The sequence below is a fragment of the Aquimarina mycalae genome (assembly GCF_029906345.1).
Lineage (GTDB): Bacteria > Bacteroidota > Bacteroidia > Flavobacteriales > Flavobacteriaceae > Aquimarina.
This window is the reverse complement of record NZ_JARYGY010000004.1, coordinates 158,073-182,304: the sequence shown is the minus strand read 5'-3', so window position 1 is coordinate 182,304 and position 24,232 is coordinate 158,073. Positions and strand designations below refer to the sequence as shown.

Annotated in this window: 19 protein-coding genes; 13 read left to right on the top strand and 6 right to left on the bottom strand. The window is 32.2% G+C overall.

Translation table 11 applies throughout. The annotated features are described in order from the left end of the window. The first annotated feature begins 178 nt into the window (after positions 1-178). Together QBK95_RS10985 and QBK95_RS10980 are read left to right on the top strand one after the other, a co-directional pair. Positions 179-643, top strand: a complete 465-nt coding sequence (locus QBK95_RS10985) for a hypothetical protein (protein WP_280933610.1) — start codon at positions 179-181, stop codon at positions 641-643. 46 nt (positions 644-689) lie between these two features. Continuing rightward, entirely contained in the window at positions 690-1,478 is a 789-nt protein-coding gene (locus tag QBK95_RS10980) for an amidohydrolase (RefSeq protein ID WP_280933609.1), read from the top strand. Here QBK95_RS10980 and QBK95_RS10975 read toward each other — a convergent pair. Both QBK95_RS10975 and QBK95_RS10970 read right to left on the bottom strand, forming a co-directional pair. After that, positions 1,465-3,078 carry an Ig-like domain-containing protein gene (locus tag QBK95_RS10975; RefSeq protein WP_280933607.1) on the bottom strand — a complete coding sequence of 538 codons (1,614 nt, stop codon included), beginning with the start codon at positions 3,076-3,078 and terminating at the stop codon, positions 1,465-1,467. The genes QBK95_RS10980 and QBK95_RS10975 overlap by 14 nt on opposite strands. A 58-nt stretch (positions 3,079-3,136) precedes the next feature. Continuing rightward, a complete protein-coding gene (locus QBK95_RS10970) occupies positions 3,137-3,817 on the bottom strand; it encodes a ComF family protein (RefSeq protein ID WP_280933605.1) in 681 nt (226 codons plus the stop codon). A gap of 78 nt (positions 3,818-3,895) precedes the next feature. On the opposite strand from QBK95_RS10970, the gene QBK95_RS10965 reads away from it, so the two are divergent. The 3 genes from QBK95_RS10965 to QBK95_RS10955 all read left to right on the top strand — a co-directional run bounded on the left by QBK95_RS10965 (position 3,896) and on the right by QBK95_RS10955 (position 9,839). Continuing rightward, positions 3,896-4,777: a DUF8428 domain-containing protein gene (locus QBK95_RS10965; RefSeq protein ID WP_280933603.1), complete on the top strand. Its 882-nt coding sequence runs from the start codon at positions 3,896-3,898 to the stop codon at positions 4,775-4,777. 141 nt (positions 4,778-4,918) lie between these two features. Then, a complete protein-coding gene (locus QBK95_RS10960; RefSeq protein WP_280933601.1) occupies positions 4,919-6,454 on the top strand; it encodes a glycine--tRNA ligase in 1,536 nt (511 codons plus the stop codon). A gap of 394 nt (positions 6,455-6,848) precedes the next feature. After that, positions 6,849-9,839, top strand: a complete 2,991-nt coding sequence (locus QBK95_RS10955; RefSeq protein ID WP_280933599.1) for a GEVED domain-containing protein — start codon at positions 6,849-6,851, stop codon at positions 9,837-9,839. On the opposite strand, the gene QBK95_RS10950 is transcribed toward QBK95_RS10955, so the two are convergent. Next, the gene (locus QBK95_RS10950) at positions 9,836-10,204 is read right to left on the bottom strand and encodes a hypothetical protein (protein WP_280933597.1); all 369 of its coding nucleotides are present in this window, start codon (positions 10,202-10,204) and stop codon (positions 9,836-9,838) included. The genes QBK95_RS10955 and QBK95_RS10950 overlap by 4 nt on opposite strands. A 49-nt stretch (positions 10,205-10,253) precedes the next feature. Beyond that, positions 10,254-13,670: a DUF8818 domain-containing protein gene (locus tag QBK95_RS10945; RefSeq protein WP_280933594.1), complete on the bottom strand. Its 3,417-nt coding sequence runs from the start codon at positions 13,668-13,670 to the stop codon at positions 10,254-10,256. Positions 13,671-13,828: 158 nt separating this feature from the next. Between QBK95_RS10945 and QBK95_RS10940 the strand changes: the two genes are divergently transcribed. The 4 genes from QBK95_RS10940 to QBK95_RS10925 all read left to right on the top strand — a co-directional run bounded on the left by QBK95_RS10940 (position 13,829) and on the right by QBK95_RS10925 (position 19,394). Beyond that, the gene (locus QBK95_RS10940) at positions 13,829-14,260 is read left to right on the top strand and encodes a cytochrome c oxidase assembly factor Coa1 family protein (protein ID WP_280933592.1); all 432 of its coding nucleotides are present in this window, start codon (positions 13,829-13,831) and stop codon (positions 14,258-14,260) included. Between the two features lie 118 nt (positions 14,261-14,378). Beyond that, positions 14,379-17,507, top strand: a complete 3,129-nt coding sequence (locus tag QBK95_RS10935; RefSeq protein WP_280933590.1) for a CHAT domain-containing protein — start codon at positions 14,379-14,381, stop codon at positions 17,505-17,507. A 22-nt stretch (positions 17,508-17,529) separates the two neighbouring features. Then, entirely contained in the window at positions 17,530-18,294 is a 765-nt protein-coding gene (locus QBK95_RS10930; RefSeq protein ID WP_280933588.1) for an exodeoxyribonuclease III, read from the top strand. Positions 18,295-18,434: 140 nt separating this feature from the next. Next, positions 18,435-19,394 carry an OmpA/MotB family protein gene (locus QBK95_RS10925; protein ID WP_280933586.1) on the top strand — a complete coding sequence of 320 codons (960 nt, stop codon included), beginning with the start codon at positions 18,435-18,437 and terminating at the stop codon, positions 19,392-19,394. Positions 19,395-19,465: 71 nt separating this feature from the next. Here QBK95_RS10925 and QBK95_RS10920 read toward each other — a convergent pair whose 3' ends face one another. Next, positions 19,466-19,870, bottom strand: coding sequence for a hypothetical protein (locus tag QBK95_RS10920; RefSeq protein WP_280933584.1), 405 nt, complete (start codon positions 19,868-19,870; stop codon positions 19,466-19,468). Between the two features lie 280 nt (positions 19,871-20,150). On the opposite strand from QBK95_RS10920, the gene QBK95_RS10915 reads away from it, so the two are divergent. From QBK95_RS10915 to QBK95_RS10905, 3 genes are all read left to right on the top strand, one after another. Continuing rightward, positions 20,151-20,684 (top strand): hypothetical protein, encoded by a 534-nt coding sequence (locus QBK95_RS10915; protein WP_280933582.1) that lies wholly within the window; start codon positions 20,151-20,153, stop codon positions 20,682-20,684. A 224-nt stretch (positions 20,685-20,908) separates the two neighbouring features. After that, positions 20,909-21,205, top strand: a complete 297-nt coding sequence (locus tag QBK95_RS10910) for a hypothetical protein (protein WP_280933580.1) — start codon at positions 20,909-20,911, stop codon at positions 21,203-21,205. A gap of 270 nt (positions 21,206-21,475) precedes the next feature. Continuing rightward, positions 21,476-22,189, top strand: coding sequence for a DUF434 domain-containing protein (locus QBK95_RS10905; RefSeq protein WP_280933577.1), 714 nt, complete (start codon positions 21,476-21,478; stop codon positions 22,187-22,189). A gap of 186 nt (positions 22,190-22,375) precedes the next feature. Here QBK95_RS10905 and QBK95_RS10900 read toward each other — a convergent pair whose 3' ends face one another. Continuing rightward, positions 22,376-22,594 (bottom strand): hypothetical protein, encoded by a 219-nt coding sequence (locus QBK95_RS10900; RefSeq protein WP_280933575.1) that lies wholly within the window; start codon positions 22,592-22,594, stop codon positions 22,376-22,378. A 602-nt stretch (positions 22,595-23,196) separates the two neighbouring features. On the opposite strand from QBK95_RS10900, the gene QBK95_RS10895 reads away from it, so the two are divergent. Then, a complete protein-coding gene (locus QBK95_RS10895; RefSeq protein WP_280933573.1) occupies positions 23,197-24,228 on the top strand; it encodes an aldo/keto reductase in 1,032 nt (343 codons plus the stop codon). Positions 24,229-24,232 lie beyond the last annotated feature (4 nt).

Below are 24,232 nucleotides of genomic sequence, written 5' to 3'. Positions count from 1 at the left end.
GACGAGTGTAAACTGCTCAAATATTGATGATTATTGGACTGTCAAATTTCTGTTGTTAAATCTCATACTTAGTTTACTTTTAATCTAATTTAAAACGTGCTACCTAAATTGATAAAATATAAATCAGAATGTTTGTAATTTTAAATGAAAAGTTATTTTTGAAATCTAAACCTAAATTATGAGTTTAAAACATTCTATTCTTAAAGTGCAAGCAGCTCTTGGTAATGTGAAAGCAATGGAAAAATTACATGTTGATACCTATACCGAAGATATTATTATTAAAGTAGAAGGGACAAAGTTTGCTAAATCTCAATTAAATGAGATTTATATGGATATTGTTGAGTTGGCAGGTTATTATTATGTAAAAACTATTATTTTAGGAAGCTTTCATATTAAAACCTGGAAAGGAGCAAATCTTTTGATTAAAGGCGAGAATTTTGAGTTGAATTTAATTTCGGATATGCAAGAAATAGAATCTGATTTTTCAAATGTATCTAATAGAAGTATAACTCGCATAGATTTTATTATTGAAGAGTCTGATATTGATAAAATTGAAAAGTCTCAAATAAATAAAATCATTGTTTCTTCTAAAAAGAAAACTGCTCACTTTGAAAGTACTACTATCGATGATGAAAATGAATAGTATATTAAGTCTTTCTAAGAAGATATGATTTCATTATTTTTAGCAAATGAATGCAACACTAGAAATTGCTTTAATCCAATCCCATTTATCTTGGGAGAATCCAATACAGAACAGATCAAATTTTGAACAAAAGATTAATCTTATGGATCAAAAAGTTGATCTGATTGTGTTACCAGAAATGTTCAATACTGGTTTTACCATGAATGCAGTTGAGGTTGCTGAGACTATGGATGGAGAAACCATTAATTGGTTAAAGAAATTGGCTAAAGAAAAAAATTGTGCGATCTGTGGTAGTATTATTATTAAAGATATAGATCGCTATTATAATCGTTTTCTGTTTGTGACGCCTGATGGGACTGTACAGAAATATGACAAACACCAATTATTTACCTTAGCAAAGGAAGAAGAGGTATTTACTGCTGGTATGGAGGATGTGATCATATCATATAAAGGATGGAAAATAAAACCACAGGTTTGTTACGATCTTAGATTCCCTGTTTGGGCAAGGAATACTTCAGGATATGATGTTTTGTTATATGTAGCAAGTTGGCCAAAACCAAGAGTGAATGCTTGGGATGCCCTATTAAAAGCAAGAGCAATAGAAAACATGTCTTATTGTATTGGTGTGAATCGAGTTGGATTAGATGGTAAAGGTTATGAATATAACGGTCACTCTGCAGTATATGATGTGTTAGGAAATTCTGTATTAGAAGAAAATCCGATTGAAAAAGAAACAACCTTGTATGCCAGGTTAGAAAAGTCTCATATCCAAAATACTCGTAACAAGCTTCCTTTTCTTAATGATGCAGATGATTTTCAGATTACTCTAAAATAAAAGTTTGTTTTAACTCCCAATTGGCTCTAACATCAATTGTTTCTGGGTAGTATACTACTTCTTCAGGTTGAATTCCTTTTAGAAAATTACCAGTATCCCATTTCCCATTATTATTGGTGTCAAAAATAACTCTTAGGTTGTATTTTCCAGGATTCAAGTTATCAAAAACAATGGTTTCTTCATTTTTGGCAATTTTCTCGTCAATAAATTTTCCTTTTTCATCCGTTGCTTGCACCAATACTGGATATTTTTTGACTTTCTTAAGGGTTAGAAAAATCGAACCGTAATCAGCAAGTTTTTTGGTTCTAAAGTTAAAATTAATCGTATCATTTACGTTTCCAATAAAATCCGTAACCGCTTCAGGCAATAATTGCATATTGTAAGAATTACTTTCTGTTCTTTCGAAAGTAAACGTAGCCTCATTGCTTGTTTTGTCTAATTGTATAGAAAATGGAACTGTTAAGGTGTCTTTATCTGTTAATGAAATTAATTGATCATTTATAGATGCTATTGGGGTATTTGCAGATAATGTGAAATTCTGATTAAAGGCCATACTGCCTTTTACATTGTTACTAAGTTTTAAAGAGTCTTTATATTGATCCTTAAATCTTGCGACCAATGTGTCTTTAAAATTTTTGCTGTTAGATACTTCAAAAATCAGAGAATCCGCTTCAAAAAACGGTTTAAACCAATAATGTAAAGTGTCTTTCTCTTTATCCTGAAATATTCTAGTTTCAAAGTTTTCAGGTTTGTTGCTTAGCATACGAATCTGCATAGCGTCTATCTCTCCTTCATACCCAAAGACAAAGGCATTTTTGGAAACCTGTTTAGGTTTTAATGCTTCGAAATCTAAAACTTCTTTAAATAATTTGAGGTTTAAAACTTTTGCAGTATCCGCAGGTAAATTCAAAACACCTTCATAAAACCCAATTTTATCCTGTTTTGGTTCATAGGTATAATTAGTTCCTACATCTTTCAGAGCAATTAACTTATATTTTCCTTGTCTTAGATTATCAAGGTTAAAATTAATACTGTCCAATGTACTGGTTATATATCTTGGAACTTCATTAAACACTAAGGAATCTGAGTAATTTTCATCAATCTCATACAAGGCCACAGTTATAAAAGGATCTGCTTCTTTTTCTAATGCATCACCAATGGAACCTTGTATTTTAAGCGAGTCAAGAGAGTTTCCAGTAGAGAAAACATATCTAAAAAAAGGATTTGGATTTCCTTCGTTATTGTCAACTACACTTTGACCAAAATTGATGCTATAGGTTGTGTTTTCTAGTAAAGTATCTAGAAATTTAATTTTCAAATATTTGCTTGCACCTCCCAATGGTGTTATCACTGGTTTTGGATCCATCGGAGGAGATATAATGATTTGTTTTTGTGGGTCCTTTAGTTTTACATATTCATCAAAATAAATACGGATTTCATTCTTGTCAAAATTCGTCGAAAAATTTGGAGGAGTTGCCTTTACAAATTTCGGAGGAATTTCATCCTTTTCTCCACCTGTTATCGACCCTTTTTTAGCACAACTAATGATCAATAATAAGGAAAAAGCAGTAAACAATAACGTATAGGATCTTTTATACATAGTTCCGTTACAATTTTTAAAAACACAAAGAAACGACTATTTATAACAAACAAAAAATCTATACCGTTATAGCCATAGTTGCAATGCTTATTTTAATACCAGGGATTGATTTGAGTACTTGTATACAAGCTTCTATCGTAGCTCCTGTAGTGACAATATCGTCAACAATCAAAATGTGTTTGTTTACCAGTAAAGACTCGTTTTGAACCCCAAATGTTTCAGAAGTATTCATCCAACGGGTAAATCGGCTATTTTTTGATTGTTTTTGATTGTAGGAATTTTTTTTCAAAACGAAATCGATGTATTCAGCGTTTAATTTTTCGGCGATTTCTTGTCCAAATTTCTCCACTTGATTAAACCCTCTTTCTCTCAATCTTCTGGGATGTAATGGAACAGGTAATACAATATCAATATCTTGATAAACAGTGTTTTGAGAGAGTTCATGGCCTAACCAAATACCAAGTTCTTTTCCTATTTCTTCTCTACCTCTATATTTAAGGTTGTGTATGAGATTTTGTACTAATCCTCCTTTCTCGAATACCAATAAAGAGGTTGCATTTTCTATTTTGGCACGCCCATAAAATACTTTTTCAATCTTTTTAGCGTTTACCTTATGGAAATTACCTAATGGGAGCTTGTGTCTACAAGAAGTACACAAGACTCGTTCATTCTTATATAATGGGTTATCACAAGCAGCACAATATATAGGATAGAATAAATAAGCTAAGTCGCTTAGCATATTAGGTGAATTAACATTAATTACTATATTTAACTAAATTTACTATTTAACGTAACCATCAAAAATTAGAAATTTATTATGACAACTCAAAACAATAACTTGACCCTTAAGATACTAATTGGTGTTCTGGGAGCTCTATTATTAATTCTGGGGATCTTCACGTATAAGTTTTACAACGAAGAAAAGAGAGAAAAAGCAATTTTGCAACAAGAAAAGGATTTAATTGAAAGCGAATTAGGAGAATTAATAACAAAATATGATAATGCAATTGCTCTAAACGAGGTGATGGATGATCATTTGCTTAAAGAAAAGCAACGTGTTGTGGTTTTATTAGATAGCTTAAAAGATTATGACGCTAATGTAGCATTAATTGCTCGATACAGAAGAGAAGTAAGCAAGCTTAAGAAAGAAAGAGAAAGATTATTTAAACTTGCAGATAGTTTAACTACAGCAAATGCTCAATTAGCTACGGATTTAGATAGTACCAATACCGCTTTAACCGAAAGAATTGTATTCTCTGATTCTTTAGCATCACAGAATAATAAATTAGCAGAAATAGTAGAAAGAGGTTCTGCATTACAAGCTTCTGGAATTAAGGCAGAAGGAGTTCGAGTGCGTAATAGTGGTAAAATTACTACAACAGCAAGATCAAGCAGAGCAGAGAAAGTAAGAGTATGTTTTACACTTTCTCCTAATAAATTAACAGAGAAGGGTGATAAAGATTTATTTGTACAGGTAATTAATCCTGAAAATAACTTAATCGGAGATAAAGTATCTGTAAATTTTGATGATGCCGTTCTTACTTATAGTGGACGTAACAAAGTTTTTTATGAAAATGATGCTTTGGATGTTTGTGTTCTGGTAGATGCAGTAGAAGGAGAATTGGTAAAAGGGAATTATGTGGTAAACTTATTCTCTGGACCTAGAATGATTTCTAATACACAGTTTGAACTGAAATAAAGTAGTATTTACAATATAGATGAACCACCATGTTAGTATTAATATGGTGGTTTTTTTATGTTTTTGTCAGAAATTACTTCTTAAGGTCATTAATTGAATAAATTCGTTTTCAGTTCTTGTAAATTCGGTTATTTTTGCGCCATGGCAAATCAAGAAGATAAATTTAAAAAAGTTATAGCCCATGCAAAAGAGTATGGGTATATTTTTGGTTCTAGTGAGATCTATGATGGATTGAGCGCAGTATATGATTATGGACAGAACGGAGCAGAACTAAAAAAGAATATACGCGAATATTGGTGGAAAAGTATGGTGTATATGCATCAGAATATCGTAGGTCTGGACGCAGCTATATTTATGCATCCTACTACTTGGAAAGCCTCTGGTCATGTGGATGCATTTAGTGATCCGTTAATAGATAATAAAGATTCCAAAAAACGATTTAGAGCTGATGTTTTAGTTGAAGGTTATGCAGAGAAATTATACCAAAAAGCTCAGAAAGAAATAACAAAAGCAAAAAAACGTTTTGGGGATTCATTTGATGAAGATCAATTTGTATCTACAAATCCTAGAGTAGTTAAGTATTTATCTCAAAAAGAAACGATCTTAAAGAGATTAGCAAAATCTTTGGGAGAAGATGATCTTGCAGATGTTAAAGCATTAATTGAAGAATTAGGTATTGCGGATCCAGATACTGGATCTAAGAACTGGACAGATGTAAGACAGTTTAATCTTATGTTTGGAACAAAATTAGGAGCTTCTGCAGAGTCTGCAACAGATTTGTTTTTGAGACCAGAAACAGCGCAAGGTATTTTTGTTAATTTTTTAAATGTTCAGAAAACTGGTCGTATGAAAATTCCTTTTGGGATTGCTCAAACTGGTAAAGCATTTAGAAATGAGATTGTTGCTAGACAATTTATTTTCAGAATGAGAGAATTTGAACAAATGGAAATGCAGTTTTTTGTACGTCCTGGAGAAGAAATGAAATGGTATGAGTACTGGAAAGATACACGTCTTAATTGGCATTTGTCATTAGGATTAGGGAAAGAAAATTATCGATTCCATGATCATGATAAACTTGCTCATTATGCAAATGCGGCGGCAGACATAGAATTTAATTTCCCATTTGGATTTAAAGAGTTAGAAGGAATTCACTCTAGAACAGATTTCGACTTGAAAGCACACGAAGAATACTCAGGGAAAAAATTACAGTTCTTTGATCCTGAATTAAAAGAAAGCTATGTTCCTTATGTTGTAGAAACCTCTGTAGGATTAGACAGAATGTTCCTGGCGGTATTTTCTACTGCATTACAAGAAGAGCAATTAGAAGATGGTTCAAGTAGAGTTGTGTTAAAATTACCAGCGGTGGTTGCACCTGTTAAGGCAGCAATTTTACCATTGGTTAAAAAAGATGACTTGCCAGAAGTAGCTCAGAAAATAGTGGAAGACTTAAAGTGGAAATTTAATGTGATTTATGACGAAAAAGATGCTATAGGACGTCGTTATAGAAGACAAGATGCTAATGGTACTCCTTTTTGTATTACGATTGATCACGATACATTAAATGATGAAACGGTTACAATTAGAGATAGAGATACAATGGAACAAAAACGTGTTCCAATTGCAGCATTAAAATCTATAATTTCGGAAAAAGTGGATGCTGAGTTTTGGTTGAAATAAGCAAAAAACTTTTGTGAACTAATAATAAAAAACACCAGCTATTTTGCTGGTGTTTTTGTTTTCAAAAGTGCTTTTTTGAGATATTACCTTTTGGTTATTTTCCTAATAAATAGTCAAAAGTGTTTTAGTTTTACTATGTAAGTACATTAGTAAACTTGTTTTATATAAAACAAGTTAGATCCATAAAACCCTACATAAAAATAATTTTATGAGAAGAAATATTATAGTTGTTTTGAAATCGTTTATAAATAATAAATGCTAATCATTACTTGTAGGAAATGCCTGTTGTTTTATAAAGTGATTATAGATTAAGTGTTTTGTTTTTACCATATTTTGAAGTTTAATTGTATTTTAGACCAAAAATCGAGATAATTCTCGCCTTAAAAATTCTCATATGCTATTGAAAAGGGTTGTTTTCTTTTCTTTCTTGTTTTTCTATGCGATTGGTTTTTCTCAGGAGAAAAAAACCATGACCGCAACTTTAATTACGACTTCAAGTCAGATGAAAGAAGTTGCCCCGTTAATGGGTAAAAAACTAGTTCCAGAACAAGCTAGGGTTGGAGAGGTTAATCCTAAGAGAACGGATGCTAATAAAATTGTACCAGGTAAAGGATTACCCAAAGGACCAGATCAGTTAATCGAAAAACAAAAGAATATGGGTCTTTCTAGAGCTAGTAAATTACCTTCATTGGTATTTGAAGCTAATTCTAGTCCAGGAGCTCCAAGTGATCCAACAGGAGCAATAGGGCCTAATCATTATATAAGTGCAAAAAACTCTGCATTTGCAATTCATGATAGAAACGGAAATGTTTTAGTTCCGTCTAATTCCTTGACAAATATTTTTCCAGGAGAATCTTTAGGAGATCCAATAGTATTCTATGATAATTTTGCAGATAGATTTGTAATAACTCAGTTTAGTGAGACTCCTAATGGTTTTTTGGTTGCTGTTTCTCAAGGACCAGATCCAGTGAATGATGGGTGGTTTACATATCGTTTTAATACGGGTAGTTTTCCAGATTATACGAAATTTTCAATTTGGTCTGATGGGTATTACGTTACTGCTAATAAAGATCAAGGGCAACAAATGACCAGTGAAGTAGTATATGTTATTGATAGAGAACAAATTTTAGCTGGAGTTGATACTGCACAAATGATAGGTTTTCCGCTTCCTGGAGCCAGAATAGGTGGATTCTATAGTCCTGCTTCTTTTAATGCAATCGGAAGTACGCTTCCTCCCGAAGGGAATGCAAAGATTGTTTATTTTCAAGATGATGGTTGGCAAGATGTTAATGAAGATGCTTTAAAACTGTGGACTATAAGTGTGGATTGGATAAACCCAGCACAGTCTACAATTACAGAAGCAGAAGAATTAACTGTAAGTAATGGAAGTATAACACCTTTTGATTCTACTTTTGATGGTGGATCATTTGCTAACCTTCCTCAACCAGGAACTGATGGACAAGATATTGATGTGCTGCAAGGAGCTGTAATGTATGCTACTAATTACAGAAGGTTTTGTAACTATAATTCTGTGGTACTTAATTTTCCTGTAGATATAGACGATCGACCAGATACAGATGATGTCTCAGGTATTAGATGGTATGAGTTAAGACAGAATGGAGACGATCAACCATGGACAGTTTTTCAAGAAGGAACTTATACATCTCCAGATGGCAAAAGTGCTTGGTGTGGTAGTATGGCTATGGACATTTTTGGGAACATAGGTATGGGATATACGACTATGGGAACCATAGCTGATGGCGCAAGTGCGGATAGTTTTGCTTCGATACGATATACAGGTCGATTAGCAAACGACCCCTTAGGAACCATGACTTTTGCTGAAGAAACCATTATCATTGGTACTGATGTGGATAGAACTACTCAAAACCGATATGGTGATTATGCACAGATAACTGTAGATCCAGTTGATGATCAAACATTCTGGCATATTGCAGAGTATTTCGAAAATACTGGAAATAATGCCAGAAATATTGTAGGAGTATTTAAGATAGCAGAAGATGTAGCTAATGATGTTGGTATCGTTAGTATAGACACACCAAATGATGCAACTTTTACTACTTCAGAAGTAATTACAGTTACCATTCAGAATTTTGGATCTACAACACAAAGTAATATTCCAGTAAGTTATACTATTAATGGAGGTGTTGCAGTGAATGAAATATTTACAGGATCCATTGCAGCTGGACAAACGGCATCTTTTACCTTTAATACTACAGCTGACTTAACTAGTGGGAATAGTTCTTTTATAACCGCAGAAACCAATCTGATTGGGGATGCTATGCCAGAAAACGATTGTGCAACCAGAGAGGTTATTAATTTATTACCTAATAATGTGGGAGTGAGTAGTCTTGTTTCTCCAGTATCTGGTGGTGGGCTTTCTTCTACAGAAAATATTACAATTACGATTCGAAATTATGGAGGGTTACCTCAAAGTAATATTCCTGTTTTTTATACTTTGGATGGAGGAGCTGCAATTAATGAGGTTTTTACTGGAACAATTGATGTTGGAGAATCTGCTGAGTATACATTTACCGTAACAGCAGATCTGTCAGAATTTCAAGCATATAATTTTCAAATAGGTACTGCATTAACAAATGATGAAGATACCAGCAATGATGTTATAACAAGAGTAATAGAACATCGATTATGTTCACCAACTTCTGACTGTGAAAGGTTTGGAGATGGAATATCTTCTTTTGAGTTGTCTAATATCTCTAATCCAAATATTCAATGTAATGATGGTTATGAGGATTTTACGGATTTAGTGATTAACCTTGATAGATCGATAGGTGTATATGCATTAACAGTTCAGGTTGGATTTGCAGAAGGTGATGCTGAGCAATTATCATTATGGATAGATTATAATGATAATGCTGTTTTTGAAGATGAAGAGTTAATCATTAGTAATCAGGTGGTTGCTTTAGAAAATGTAGATCAAACTTTTCTTTTTTCTTTAGATAATGAAGCTCCGCTTGGCACTCATTTATTGAGAATTAGAGCAGGAGATACGAATACAAATAATGGTGCAGCACTTAATGAACCTTGTGAATCTATGCAGTTTGGTACAACCCATGACTATACTGTTGAAATTGGAGAGAATACCGATCCTAATTCGGATTTAATTGTAATTAGTCAACCTAATGATCAGTTTTTGATTACCATGAGTGATTCTAATGCGGATGATGTCCTTAGATTAAGTGTATTTACTATTACAGGAAAAACGATCGTTTCTAATCTTGTAGAGAAAGATGCAAACAGTAGATTCTCATACCTGCTGGATATGTCTTATGTGAGTACTGGGATTTATTTTGTTCGATTAGGTAGTAACAAAACAGGGAAATCAGTTAAGTTTTCTGTAAATTAATCTGTGCGAGCACTGATTTCTGTAATAGATACAGGTCTTGCGTCATTACATCTACTATTCATTCTTAGACTACTGTATTTTACCCATACTTTTTCTGGGATATTGTTTTTGAAAAAATCTTGAATGTTTATTGGATCCAGTTTATCAGTATACTTTTCTACAGTTAGAATGTAGGGGCAATCAGAAGATTTGTTAGTTGTAAGTGTTCCTTTAATAAAACCATCTTTTTGCATTTTTTCTGAACTTATAGATTGAGAATCATTTTTAGTGTCATTTACCGCTTTATCATCTGTTCCTTTGGCTGTAATACAACTACCAAGAACAAAAATAATTACTAAACAAGATATTTTTAGAAGCCTTTTCATATTGTTTTATTTGTGTTCTCTAAAGATAAGCAATAGTCCGATAGACTTATTAAAAATATGCTCTAAGTTGAATACTTCCTGTATGTATGGTATTAGCAGTTTCACTTTTTCGACCTAAATACGAAACATTAAGATCTAGGTATTTAGTCAATTTTTTTTGTCCTAAAACCGACCAAGTATAATTATCTCCAGGTTGTAACCCATTAAGTAACTGATAACCTACTGGAGAAAAAGCGTTTCCAGTAAAATCGTTATTAAAATAATTAAATTCTCCTGTTATTGATACTTGTTGTTTGTTAGCGTAAGAAAAAGAAACTCCTAATTTTTGTTGCGCTAGGGCTTCTTCTCCCGAAGTATTCTCCTGATCATTTAAAAGATAAAAAATACTGAATTGTGTTTGGGGAGATAATAAATAAGACAGTTTAGGTTCTATTTTAAAACCTTCTAACCTATAATTTCTATTCGTGAAGTTTTCGGAAATGCTTTCAGTTTCTATGAGCTCGTTTTTAAAATCTACAAGCCACGTTTTAGCCATTTTATGTGTAAATGCCAATTGATGACTTTTTATAATATTTTCTTGAAGACCTGTCACCTGCAAGCTTGTATTTTTAGTAGACAAAAAAGTATATGAGGTCGTATATCTTTGCTTTCCTCTGTTGAAAAACAATGAGTTTCTAAAACTTAAATTCAACGCTAATTCGTTCTCATTTTTGCTAAAAGGATTAATGTCAAAAGAATTATCGTCACGCAGATTTTTTCTATCTACAAGATAAGAGGTTTGATTATAAAAATGAGAGAGTATTTTTTTTACTTTGTTTTCTGATCCTGACCATGAAAGAAGGTTTAAGGTAATGATTTGGCTCAATCGATTTTGGTGTGTTTTTACAAAAAGTTGGTTTGGTAATAATACTCTTAAATAAATCGCTTCATCCGTAAATTGAGCAATTTCAAATTCTTCCAGTTCCTGAACTCCATTATTGTTGTAATCATTCCAGGTATACGTTCCTTGTCCTGGATCTACTTGCACATAAGTAAACTCCTGTTGAGGTAATGTTCCGCTATTGGTTTCGAAAACAGTATTCCAGTTGATTTTACCACCTAAGAATCGTTGATTATATAATAATCGAGAATTTAAAGACTGCTCGTTTTCACGGTTTTGATCTTCATTATTTAGGGTTCGGTAATTCACAAATAAGGATAATTGTGTTTTAGGAGTATTTAGTAAATTAGATTTTAGAAAATAAGTATTAGAAGTACTTACTTTATTTAATAGATTATTACGTACACTATCATTGATTCGGTGTCTATATCCGATTTCTGCGTAAATTTTTGTACTATCTCCTACACCACTATATACTTCATAGGATGTAAATCGTTGTGTATTGAGCGTAAATGTTTGATCGCTTAGGTTAATTTCTTTATTCTCTTCTGCTGCGATCTTACCACCAATCCAGTTTTTAGGAAAACTGTAAGTTAGAGTACTATATATTCTGAAGAATCTAGAATCTAATTCGGCATTTTTACTATTTAATAAACTTGAATATAAAGAGATACCAAGTTTATTAAGGCTTAAATCACTGTGCAGAATATGCCTGTTTCCGTTGTAGTTTTCAGAAAAATTTAAATGTTGAAATGAATATCGTGTAAATCCTTTTTTGGGATGAAGTATTTCCACGCCAGAAGTGAAAAATTGTTGATCTCCAAGCGGGTTGTTAATATTCCAATCCCTATTAAATTCTACATTATAGATTCTTTCAATACTCTTAAATTCTTCCTGAACATAATCGCCATTGGCAAATGCATTCATGGTCCAACTACTGTCTTTAGAAAAAATACGTTGTTTTAGTTGTAATCGCCCTGCAACGCCATCATTATCATCATCATCAAGATCAGAAAAAAGATTGAGATCATTTTTACTTCCCGAAATTTCGAATCCAATAGATGTTTTTTCATTAGGAATATATGAACCTTGCACTACAGCAGTTTGCAATTTGGTTGGAGCTTGAAGTTGAATGACTGGAGCATAATTTCCTTGAGAGATTCCACTGATCGGAGCTACATATTCAAAAATCCGACTGATTGTGGTTACATCACTTACAATATAATCACCTTGATTATCTCCTACTAATGAGAAACGAACATTGAATAATTCATCCTCTGGATTATTAGAAAACACGAACACTTCCTGACCGTCAATAACATCTCTTCGGTATAAAATTTTGTTTTCACTAAATACATCTGGTACTGCAGATGGAGATATCATTTGGGTAGGATCATCACCAGCATTAGATAGAATTTCTTTTTGTGGATCACTTAGGTTTTGTTGTAAAGATTGATTTTTGGCATCATTCTCTGAATATACAAAGGCGCCAATGTTTAATTTTTCGCTAGTGTGATTTGCTCCGCCATATACTATAATTCTAGAATAATTACGTTCTGTAGTTTGGTACTCGATAGAAATCCTCATATCAGATGTTATAGGATATGTTGGATTAAAGCGTACTTCTCCTGCGTTATAGTCAATAATATAATCCTTGTTTTCACCTCTTTCTAGGAGCAACCCATTTACATAAACACGTTCACTACCAGATACAATTAGGATAAATAATTCTCCATTAGGTCCTGTAAGCTTATAGGGCCCTTGATTTCCTTCTTGACCTGTAAATTGACTTCGAGTAAAAACTCCTCGTACTAAGGCGCCAGCAGCAAACAAGTCTGTTTTGGATTCTGGATGATTTAGTGTTCCATTGATAGAGATTCCTTGTACATTTTTGGTAAATCGATTAAAATAGCTTGTGGTATTCTGCAACTGTACATCACCAGCTCTGATATTCCAATTTTTGCTATACAATTCAATAAAAACTTGGTCAAATTCATCCAAATTCTGTGAATATCCACTTTGCTGTACTGGTACATTAGCATCCTGTATCGATGCTCGTAATGATATATTGTCACTTATTTTACCAGAGATTTGAAGATCTAGTTCAGAGTTCAATACTGTATTTTGATTACTACCTACAGTAACTCCTCTAGAAATACTTCCGTTAGTAGTAAGGCCATCGAAGGGAGTAAAAGCCTTCTTGTTGTTAGTCTCAGAAAGGCTATATAGTTTTTGCAACTCACTACTTTCTTCCACAATAATAGAAGGGTCGAACTCAAAATATTTTTTGGTTAAAAAATTTGGATAGCGATAGTATTGTATGGTTATAGAATCATTTTGAGAACATATATCAGGCGATAGAATAACAGAAGCATTCTCAAAATTAACTTTGTATAAGGCACTGTCTATTTGTTTTCCTTGTTTTGACAGTAATTTAAAATTAAAGGAGTTGATGCCTACAGAATCGATACGGATGGTATCAGTAACACGTACTTTTTTACTTCTAAAATTTCCAGAAGTATCTTGTCCAAGTAAAGTATTGGTGCAGAATAATAATAAAAAACCTAAAACCGTAAAAATGCGCATCGATACAAAACTAAAGTTTTTCATTTACAGAGGCAGTGCAAACCCCTTAAATTACTATGATTTATGCAACAAGTATTGATTGGAAAGGTTTTTATACTAGGTATAACGCTAAAAATAATATTTAGTTTTATAAGTATGGAGTTATTTAATAAAAGTTTATGGATCAATTGAAGCAAGAAAAAAGTTGGTGGAAAAAAAATCGAAATTGGGTGTTAACAATTTGTGTTCTGATGATTGGTTTTTTTATAACTGTAATCATGTTTTTAGGAAAGCCGATAGGTGATTTTACTAAAGCAATAATCGATCGATCTGTGTATGATAATGCGTTTGATATCGTGAATGAAGATAAGCGAGTAATTGAGGCATTAGGAACATTGAAACCAATTGGTTTTTTTGAAGTGTTAGAAGGAGAGGTTCATTATAGCGAGGATAATAGTAAGGCATTCATAACGGTTCGTGTCTTAGGATCAAAACAAAAAGGGAAAATGGACATTGTAGCAAGTAGAAAAAATGAGATCTGGAAATACGAAAGGATTAGAATCCGAACAAAAAAACCGAAAAAAACAATTGAGATTTTGGATGGTAAATAAAATAACCTGAGTTGGGGTGTTTATACGGTAGTAAAAATGTATCGAAAACAAGATGTTTTAGAAGGAGTTATCTAATTTTTTAAAATATCTTAGCTATCAGCTTTTAAAACGTACCCACATGAACTTCTCAAAAACCCTCGTCTTATTCTTGTTTTGTATCAACCTTAGTTTTTCTCAAACCAATACTGCAAATGATACCATCATTGCCACTCAATATTTTAAGAAGGCAGATTCTTTGTTGACGGATAAAAAATATGATGAATCTATTGAGTTCTTTAAAAAGGCATTACCTATTTATGAACAAGTCAAGGCTTGGGATCGAGTTGCTGGGTGTTATAATGGGATTGCAGAGAATCATTGGCTTAATGCTAATGATGATGATGCAATGTCAAACTCTAAAAAGGCATTAGAGATTAGTAATAAATACCTTACGAAAGATAATAAAGAAGAAGCAAACGCTTATGAAAGAATAGGGAATTACCATTATTACAATACAGTACTATATGATACCACTATTGAAAATTTTAAAAAAGCGCTGGAAATTAAAACAAAAATATTTGGAAAGAATAATGAGAATATTGCCAGACTATATAGCCGTATTGGGATAACAGACTTAGAGAGAGGTAATTTAAAAGAAGCCCTGAAATTTCTTTTAATTGCTGATACAATGTATGAAAATTTAGGAGGAGGAAATTCTTTTGCAAAAGTGGACACATATACGAATCTTAGCAGAATTTACGCTGATAAAGGTGATTACGAAAAAGGATTAATGTATCAAAATAAAGGTTTAACGATGATGATTGATATTCAAGGGTTGAATCATATTGAGGTTGGATATCATTATAATGACTTGGTACTAATGTATTTAAGGTTAGGTAAGTATGACAAAGCAAGTACCTATTATAAAAAATCACTTTCCATATTAGAAAATTCTCCAAAGGTCAAGACAATTAGACTTGCTATTTTTTATAGTAATTTAGGAGGTGTTTTTAAAGAGAAAGGGGATTATTCGATTGCATTAAAATATTACAGAAAAGCTTTAAGCTTAGCAAATGGATCTAATGATAAAGATGTTAATTCTCTTTTGTTTAATAATATTGGTCTATTGTATAATAGAATGGAAGAGTATGACAAAGCTCTTGATTATTGTCAAAAATCTTTGAGTATAAGAAGACAAATTTTTAACAAAGATAATCCACATATAGCCGCCACTTTAGAAAATTTAGGGTACGTTTATCAGAAAAAGGAAGATTTTGAAAAAGCACTTAATAGTCATAAAAGTGCTTTAGTTATTTTTGAAAATTACATAGGGAGTAATAGTCATTATGTTGCCAATTCTTTTAATAATGTAGCGAATGTTTATGCGGAAACTGAAAGATTAGATAAAGCAATATTAAATTATGATGCTGCTTTAATTGCAAATTCGATTCCGCTAGAAGTATCGGATAATAAACAAAAGTTTAATCCGAGTAATTATTTAGATCTTGAAGTATTATTATTAACTCTAGCAGGAAAAGGAAATGTGGAGAGGTCTAAATATAAAGAGAATAATAAGGTTGATTTTTTAATAAAATCTGCTACGACATATCAAAAAGCTGATGTTGCTATTAGTTACGGTAGACAGACTCTGAATAATCATAATGATAAAATAACTTTTGCCAAAAAAGCTAAAGACATTTATAAAGGAGCAATTGAAACACATATTTCTTTTTTTGATCAAAATCAGAATTCTTTTGAAAAGGCCTTTTACTATACAGAAAAAAGCAAATCCAATACACTTAAAGATTTGTTGAATTCTGCAAATGCAAAAAACTTTTCAGGATTATCGGCTAATCTTATTCGTTTAGAAAAAGAGCTAAGAATCGATAAAGCCTTTTATCAATCTAAGGTAAATGAAACTCTTTCTAATAAAGAAATAGATTCTACAAAACTTTCTAATTATGAGAATAAATTATTCGATATCTCAAGAAGACAGGATTCCTTAACTGAAGTCTTAGAAAAAAATTATCCTAAGTATTATGAGTTAAAGTATCAAAATGAAGTGATTTCTGTAGCTGAAATTCAACAGAAACTGCAAGAGAAAACCACGTTGTTGGAATTTTTTACTACAGATAGTATAACCTACGCTTTTACAATTTCAAAAAATAAGATTGAAGTAAAAGAGCTGGCAACTCCAGAGCTTACTGTGCAAATAGAAAAACTAAGAGCGACAATTACGAATAAAAACACAAAATCTTATAAAAGAGAGGCGTACCAATTGTATGAACTCTTAATAGCACCCATAAAAAATCAATTGGTAGGCAGTGAATTAATTATAGTCCCAGATGGACCCTTATGGCATCTTAATTTTGATTTGCTATTGAGTCAAGAAGATGATTCTAACAACCCAAAAGAATTACCATACCTTTTAAAAGAATATACGATTTCATATGCAAACTCGGCAACCTTGTTATTTGCAGAAGATAAAAACGCATTCGATGCATCTAAAAAACAAGAAGAATGTTTGGCATTCTCTTTTTCGGATAGTACTAATGTGATGGATACTAAAACAATGAGTTTGGCAACACTTAGAGATACGGGAGATGATCTGCCAGGAACTCGCAAAGAGATACAAGCTATTGCGGATATCATTGATGGGCAATACTATTATGGATCAGAAGCTGTAGAATCTAATTTTAAGAAAAACGCAAGCTACTATAATATTTTGCACCTTGCTTTACACGGTGAAGTAGACAATGAACGTCCTGAGAATTCTAAACTCTTTTTTACTAAGAGTAAAGATACTATCGAAGATAATCTGCTATATAGCCACGAGTTATTTGCATTAGATATTCCTGCAGAATTAACAGTGTTAAGTGCTTGTAATACAGGAACAGGTAAAATTGCCAAAGGAGAAGGAATCATGAGTTTAGGTACAGCGTTTCAGTATGCAGGAACAAAAAGCTTGTTGTTAAGTAGTTGGGAAGTATCAGACCAAACTACTCCTGAGTTGATGAAATATTTCTATACCAATCTAAAAGAAGGAATGAATAAAGCAAAAGCTTTGCAACAAGCAAAAATACAATACTTAAGTAGTGCAAACTTAAATCGGACCCATCCATTTTATTGGGGAGGTTTTTATTTAGTAGGCGATGCTACTCCAATTCAGTTTAGTAATGATAATTATTTATATTGGTTAATTGGAGCTGGTATTTTAGCAATGATCTTATTAAGTTTGTTTTGGTATAGAAGAAGGATCAATAATTAAATCAATAGACTAAAAAGGGCATATGAAAATAATATCATACAACGTAAACGGAATTCGAGCAGCATTAAAAAAAGGATTTATAGATTGGTTGATACAAGCAGATCCTGATGTAATCTGTTTACAGGAAATCAAAGCCAATAAAGAACAACTAGATTTAGAGGTATTTGCAGCAGCAGGATATACATATAACTACTGGTATAGTGCTCAGAAAAAAGGTTATAGCGGAGTAGCTGTTTTATCCAAAACAGAACCTGACCATATAGCGTACGGTACAGGAATCGATTATATGGATCACGAAGGAAGAAACCTAAGAGTAGATATTAATGGAGTTTCTATCATGAGTCTATATCTGCCTAGCGGATCTAATATAGAACGTGTAGAACATAAACTAAAGTTTATGGATGATTTTCAGGAATATATTAATGAATTGAAAAAATCTCATCCTAATCTGATCATTCTTGGGGATTATAACATTTGTCATCAGGCTATTGATATTCATGATCCAGTACGTAACAAAAATGTATCAGGATTTTTACCAGTAGAAAGAGAATGGATCGGTAACTTTATTGAGAGCGGGTTTATAGACTCTTTTAGACATTTTAATAAAGAACCGCATAATTATTCTTGGTGGAGTTACAGAGCAAACTCCAGAGCGAATAATAAAGGCTGGCGTTTAGACTATGGTATGGTCGCGAAACCATTACAAGATAAATTAGAAAGAGCTGTTATCTTATCAGAGGCAAAACATAGTGATCATTGCCCGATAATGGTAGAATTAAAGATGTAATACACGGATTCTAGCTTGTGCTGGGGTAAAGTGTATAAAAACAGAAAAAATTCAAAATTGTCACACTGATCTTGTCGAAGTGTTATTATGATACTTATGTAGTCTTTTATAAGCTAAGACTGAAATAAAAAACAAAAAATATGATAAAAAGAATTGCAATATTAATATTCATAGCAGCATTTGCCACTTCTTGTGTTTCTTCTAAAGTACATAAAGAATTAGAAGGCAAATATGCGCGATTAAAGCGTGATAATCGTAAACTAAAAGATACATATAATGCACTAAAAAGAACTAGTGAAGCAGATAAGCTGGCGATGGATCAATTGAATGATGCATATGAAAAAACCCGAACAGAAAGAGATGAGTTGAAATCAAAATATGAGGCATTATCTTCTAATTATGAAAATTTAAAAAATTCATATGATGCATTAGGTAAGAACAGTGCTGAAGCTATTAATGCAAATAGTAAAAGAAATAGAGAATTACTTGCTCAGTTAGAAGAAAAAGAAAGAACATTGGCAGCAGAAAGAAATCGACTGGAAAAATTACAGAGAGATCTGGAGAGTCGTTCTAAACGAGTGGATGAGTTAGAAGGTTTGATTGCAGCCAAAGATGCCAAGATGCAAGCCTTAAAATCAGCTATTTCTAAAGCCTTACGAAACTTTGAAGGAAAAGGATTGACGGTAGAAGAACGTAACGGTAAAGTATATATCTCTATGGAAAACAAATTATTGTTTGACTCTGGTAGTTGGGCAGTAGGAACCCAAGGAAGACAAGCGGTTAAGCAATTAGCATCAGTCTTAGGAGAAAATCTAGATATTGCTGTGCTGATAGAAGGTCATACAGATAACGTACCTTATACAGGTAATGGGCAGTTAAAAGGAAACTGGGATTTATCTACCAAAAGAGCCACAGCAATTGTGAATTTATTATTAGAAAATCAGCAAATAGAAGCCGAAAATCTTACGGCTGCTGGTAGAGGAGAACATTCACCAGTAGCATCTAACGAAACATCTGCTGGTAAGGCTAAAAATAGAAGGATAGAAGTAATTCTAACACCTAAGTTAGATGAGATTACTAAATTATTGAATGATATATGATATATAGCAATAAGGATAGCGCATAAAAAAAGCGGTCAATTGACCGCTTTTTTTATGCGTAATTAGGGATTTTAGTTAAATAAATCTCCAAGAATTTTTTCTACATCTGCATCTTGATTCACTCTTAGTTCTTCTTTTAGTTTCAGAAGTTTTGACTGAAAAGTTTCAATTACACGTTCAGAATTCATTTTATCCAATAAAATAGATTTCCCACTAGAAGTTAGGAGTGTATATTGATAATGTTTTAGTTCTTTTGCTTTTTTAGGGTCTAATTTTTGTTCAACAGAAATAGTACCTTTACCAGTTACTATAGAGATGATACTTCCTTGTGCGGTTACTTTATCGGTTTGTACATTTAGATCCGTAGCAAGACTATATACTTGCTCAAAAATTTTAGGAAGATCTTCCCAGTTTTCTTGTGCTTGACTGGAAAATCCTGCGCCTACCATAAGTAAAAGTAGAAATAATTTTTTCATAATATTTGGGTGTTATAAATTTAGTATCAAAACTGCGTATTTGATTTCACGTATTCCAAAACGGAATAAATATAAATTTAGTATTAAAGTTATCTTAAAAACTGCTTTAAAATAACTATTTTAATTTGAAGTTTCCAAAAAGTGTGCCATGAATTTAGTAAACAAAAATAAAATCCTTAATTATGCAAGTAGCAAAAAGTGTAAAAATAAGGAAGACAGATAACAAAAGGACATTTCCAGACGTTTATAATACCCAAATAATTTAAAACTATAGAGCCAGATGAAGAGGTTATCCATTTTTGTAATATTATTATTATCTGTAATTAAAGGAGTGAGTCAGGAAAGCGAAGAAGAGTACTACGAGGAAGAAGAAACACAAAGTGATGAGTACTCAGAAGATGGTGAAGAACAGGAAGAAGATCAAGGCACTTATTTTGATTTCTATCAATATTTTAATTTTACCAATGATGAGTATTCCAATGTCTTGGATAAAGTAAATGATATGGATTCAGATGAGGAAAATTTACTATATGAATTTGTAGTAGCGGTGAATCAAGATAAAGTATTAAAAGGTCGTTTATTCGGCGAATTGGTTACAAAACCTAAGAAAAAGAGTCGTTATAAAGGTAAGGACAGTCCTGGTTTTGTTTGTGTTCTTCGTGGTCTTATGGAGAATAAAACAGTATATGACGAAATCATTAAAGACGGTCGCTCCTCTGAGAGTCAGGCTAGAAATGCCGCAGCGCTCTCCGAAAGAATTGTTCGCAGAAAATGTGGTATCACCAAAAAAGCAAATAACGAAGAAGGGCAATAAGGATTCTGCTTTAGATCATACATTCTATGTAGAAAGTAGATAGATCGGTATGCTTTAGCTTATCGAATCGTATCCAAAATAATCATATTTTCTTTCCTTCTAATGTTGGCAATATTAGAATTATTAAAAAACACCTATCTTTGACATGTACTTAGGTACATGTTCTTTGTAAAACCATACTCCATAGTTTTTGAGTTAAATGTTTAATTTTTAAAACTATGATTATGAATTGGAAAATTCAAAAACTATTGAATGGCGAGACGATTGTCTCCAAAGAACCTGGTAATTCGATGTTGCCAATCTTACGATCAAAACAACCTGTCGTACTAGAACCTATAAATTGGGAAGATTGTGAAGCAGGAGATATTGTTTTTTGTAAAGTAAGAGGTAACTGTTATACGCATTTAGTCAAAGGCAAAAATGCAAAACGAGGATTACTAATCGGTAATAACCGAGGACGCCTTAATGGGTGGACCAAAAATGTTTATGGCAAAGTAATAGAAATATTACCGATGTCATAATAGTAGCGCGGTAAGCGCTTTTTTTGTTTGTAAAAGTTTGTTTTGAAAATTACTTTGAGTAATTTTTAATAATATGTGGTGGATTTGCATGCTATTGGTAAGGTCGTATTGCAAATTATTGATCAGTATATCATTAGGTATGACTGAGTCTAGTAATGAGAATTTGAAAACAAAAAAATTAAAAACTTCGGAAGACTCAGTTTGACAATAAGAATAAATAATTATTTTTCTAGAGCCTCTTTCTTATTTTTATAAAAAACCTTTTATAGGATGACAACCCGTAACCGAGGAAAAGAAGCTAGCGATGATCGTTTGTTCGGTGATCCAAAGATGCAGAAAAAACTGAAAGAAGGCGCAAAAGATATGTGTTGCCTACTCAGTAGAGGCTTTGCAGAAAAATCATCGTTACAATTAGTGGGAAATCGATATAGGCTTAATGCCAGACAACAAAAAGCATTACAAGGAATGAGTGCCAGTAAGCAACAGATACTTTTGCGTGCAGAAAAAGGCATATCAACAGATAATCTGAAGTGTAAAACGGTTGCCATAGATGGATTTAATCTACTGATTATTTTAGAAAGTGCCATGTCTGGCGCTTATGTTTTTAAGGGATTAGATGGATATTATCGTGATGTATCGGGAGTGCATGGGACTTATAAAAGAGTAAAAAAGACTAAAGCAGCGGTTCTTTTAATTGGCAATATACTTCAAGAATTAGGTGTAAATTATGTTCATTGGTATTTTGATGCTCCAGTATCCAATAGTGGCAGATTAAAGACAATACTAAAAACATTGGCAGAAAAATATCAGTTTCCTTGGCAAATATTGTTAGATAATAATCCAGACAAACTTTTAGCTGAATCTGATCATATCGTAATCAGTTCTGATGCGTGGATATTGGATCGAGCAAAGCAAAATTTTAATTTGGGAGCATACCTCATAGAAAATAAAATACCCAAAGCTTCTATTGTGATTGCTAGATAATAAAAACTACTATTTCCCTAATTCAAAATACCGTTTCCCTCATTCTTGGTTTCATACAATGTAGAACTATCATACTTTTATATCAATCTAAAAGATAAATACGTGTTGGTTGAGTGAGGAGTTAATTTTTTAGGTTGGTTAGTTGTAAAAACGGATGTGGTAAAGGGGTAACTGCATCCGTTTTTTTTATAGTAGAGGTACTTTTTCTCTACGAATATCCTTAACCAATTTGTTGTAAGCATTGCGATGCACTACTACACGATTTTTTTGAATATCCATTAATGGATTAAAATGTTCCAGTACCTTTTTAACAATTTCTTCGGTAGCATCATTTCTAGATGCTATTCTATGTATTGCAAACTGTTTATTTGTAGGGGTTAAATCTTTAAAATATGTGTTTAACATAGAGTTTTCTCATTAGTATTTAAAAAACGGAATTATTAACGAAAGATAAGAAAATATATACAAAACTATCAATTTATATATAATAATATATGAATTAATTAGTATTTACTTAGATGATAAAAGACCTGTTTAAGTAATTTTTTTTAAAATAATCTAATAAAAAAAGAGAGTTTCTTTAATTAGAAACTCTCTCTCTCTGGTTAAAAAATAAAGGGTTCGAAGATATTCACCCTTCTTTCTGGTTGGTATAAGTTATTTTATAATTTTTTGTCTATCATTAAAAACTCTAAACTATATTTTACAATTTCATCCTTATTATTTTTCGGGGTTGAGCTATATATAATAATAGTATAGAAATAACTATTCCATAAACCTACAGAATATTGTAAAAGATTGACAATCAGTTTTTTGATTGTTTTTTAGTTTTTTTTCAGACTCGTTTTATGTAGATTTTATAAGGATTATCGTGGATAAACTTCACACTTTAAGTGTATTAAAGATCATATAACTCCGATACATTTATTATGATAATTTTTGGAATAACTAAGAGAAGAGTTTTTACTTTTGGATTTAATTTATCTAGTAGATCAATAGAGTAAAGAATGAAGTATACAACATTACCAAATACAGATATAAAAGTAAGTAAGATATGTCTGGGCTCTATGACTTGGGGAGAGCAGAATACAGAAGCAGAAGGTCATCAGCAAATAGAGTACGCAATTAGCAAAGGAGTTAATTTTATAGATACCGCAGAATTATATTCTGTTCCCTCTAAAAAAGAAACACAAGGGAGTACAGAGCGAATTATTGGTACTTGGTTAAAGAAATCTGGAAAAAGAGATGAAGTTGTAATTGCATCAAAAATTGTGGGGCCTGCAGAGTTCACTACGCATATTAGAAAAGGAGAATTCACAAAAAGTGAGATAGCAGATGCTATTCATAAAAGTTTAGAAAGATTACAAACAGATTATATAGATTTATACCAATTGCATTGGCCAGAACGACAAACAAATTTTTTTGGTAAGTTGGGTTATACACATGATGATAATGATGCTTGGGAAGATAATTTTGCAGAAGTATTGGACCATCTTAATGGTTTTATAAAAGAAGGTAAGATAAGACAAATAGGGGTTTCTAATGAAACAGCTTATGGTTTGATGAGGTATGCGGATGAAGCAAAAAAAGATGCTCCTAAAATGATTACTATCCAAAATCCATATAATTTATTAAACCGAAAGGATGAGGTAGGGCTTGTAGAAGTATTACATCGTGAAAATGTTGGATTATTGCCATATTCTCCTTTAGGCTTTGGGATGTTAACAGGAAAATATCTAGAAGAAATACCTAAAAATTCAAGAGTTGATTTATTTCCAAATTACAATCGCTATATGAATGAGAATAGCTATAAAGCTACTAGGTTGTATAATGAAATAGCCAAAAAACACGGAGTTAGTTTAACAGAATTATCGTTGGCATTTATAAATCAACAACCTTTTGTAACGAGTAATATTATCGGAGCAACATCCATAGAGCAACTTACAGAAAATATAGGTAGTATTGATGTAACTTTATCTCAGGAAGTGATGAACGAAATCAATGAAGTACATGCACAAATACCAAATCCAGCACCTTAAAAAA